This window comes from Campylobacter sp. 2018MI13, from assembly GCF_018501135.1.
In the GTDB taxonomy this organism is placed as follows: domain Bacteria; phylum Campylobacterota; class Campylobacteria; order Campylobacterales; family Campylobacteraceae; genus Campylobacter_E.
In genome coordinates this window covers 1-1,796 of the sequence record NZ_JAHCZC010000140.1, presented here as the reverse complement: position 1 = coordinate 1,796, position 1,796 = coordinate 1, and the positions used below count along the sequence as shown (strand labels likewise).

Sequence of the window (1,796 nt, the reverse complement as noted above, 5' to 3'; positions counted from 1 at the left end):
GCTCATAATTTTTATGATTTACATTAATTGTTGATTGATTTCTTAAAACCTCAACATCTCCTACATAATTTACAATACTTCCAACATTAGCAACTAATGAAATTGAAAAAAACACCAATAAAAGCAAAATACGCATAATAAGTCCTTTTTTTAAGATTTAATCAGTGATTTTATGATATTAACTTTAATTATAAATTAAAAATATATTAAATAAAAAATATAATCAAAAGTAAATTTTATTTATAAAATAATAAATTTATAAATAATTCATCACAATAATTTTTATCTTATTGTGATGAAAGAAGATTAGAAGTTATATCTATATACTAGGTTAAAGCTATAATCTATGTTTAGATTACCACCGAATGTTTTTTCAAATTCTAAGCCTATATTTGAACGATTATTTAGCTTATAAGAGCTTGATAAATTAACAAATACTCTTGAATCTCTTTTACCATTATTAATACTTATAGTATCTAAATCTTTTATAGTTTTCTTAGAATTATTTACCAAATCGCTAGCAAGTCCAACGCCTGCTCTAAGTGATAAATCATTTTTATTAAAACCTGTAAAGATAGCTGTTTTTAAATTAAGTGGGATAAAAGAATCTGATTGTAAATATAATTTTTTATCACTACTTGTTAATTCTTGCTTACTTACATAACCTGTTATTAATTCAATTTGTGGTTCTAACTAAAAATTATTAAAATCTTTTCTATATCCAATCTCAGCACTAGCTAAAAAAGTATAAGAATTATTTGGTTTTAAAGAATTTGTAACTTCGTTTTGATTTTTAACATATAAATTAAAATCATTTTTATAATTTATATATTTTGCTATTACATCAAAATACAATCCATTATCATATATAGTGCTAGAGTATGCTCCAAAACCATAACCTTTTATACTGCCATCTAAATTATCACTTAAACTATATTTACTAGCATTAAAAATAAGCCCTGTGTAATTTACATAATTATTGCCTTGATTTAATTTATCAGCACCTAATTGCATTTCATAAAACTTAGTCTTGTTTGCGTGTTCGTAAGAGCTTTGACCTGTATAAGCTCTAAACCAAATTCCAGCATTTGCATCTGTATTATTTCTTAATTCTCCCATTCTTTTTTGCAAGTTATTCCATTCTAATACATAGCTAAAAAATACTTGATTTAACGAGCTATCAATCATTTGTGTAACTTCTTTATTTTCTTGAACGAAGAAATAATCTTTAACACTAGGCTTATTTAAATCATCGTTAGGTTTAGTAGGTTCTGGCTTTGTTTCTGGCACAATAGGAGTTGTATTTTCAATATCTTCTTTATTTACTTTTACTAAATACCAATTAGCTTTGCCATTTTCATTAACAAACTCAACATTAGGTGTATAAATACTGATATTTTCTTTATAATCAAGTGCTTTTAAATAATCATTATTAATAGTGTTATTAGTATTTACAAGACTTGCTAATAAAAACTTATTAGCATTAGCTAAATCAGGTTTAATCATAAAAGTATTTTGCCCACCTAGTGTGCTTATACTTGATATTAGAGTATTGTTTAAACTAAACATAAAATTAGTCTTGCTAGCATTTAAATTAGCTACATTTATATTTGCATCAATATTTGCATTATTTAAGTTTAAAGTAGAATTATCATCTTCTGTGATTATAGAACCACTAAAATTAGAATTATTCATAATACTAAGAGTTGAATTATTTTTTAATTTCACATTTGCAGTCACTTCAATATCTTTTGCAATTGAATTAACTTCATTAGCAAAAGAAGTAAATACTAAAG

The 1,796-nt window shown here is 24.1% G+C and carries 1 pseudogene; it reads right to left on the bottom strand.

What is annotated here, in order from left to right:
• Positions 1-306: 306 nt before the first annotated feature.
• Positions 307-1,506: pseudogene (locus tag KJQ99_RS10660) on the bottom strand (autotransporter outer membrane beta-barrel domain-containing protein).
• Between the last annotated feature and the right edge of the window lie 290 nt (positions 1,507-1,796).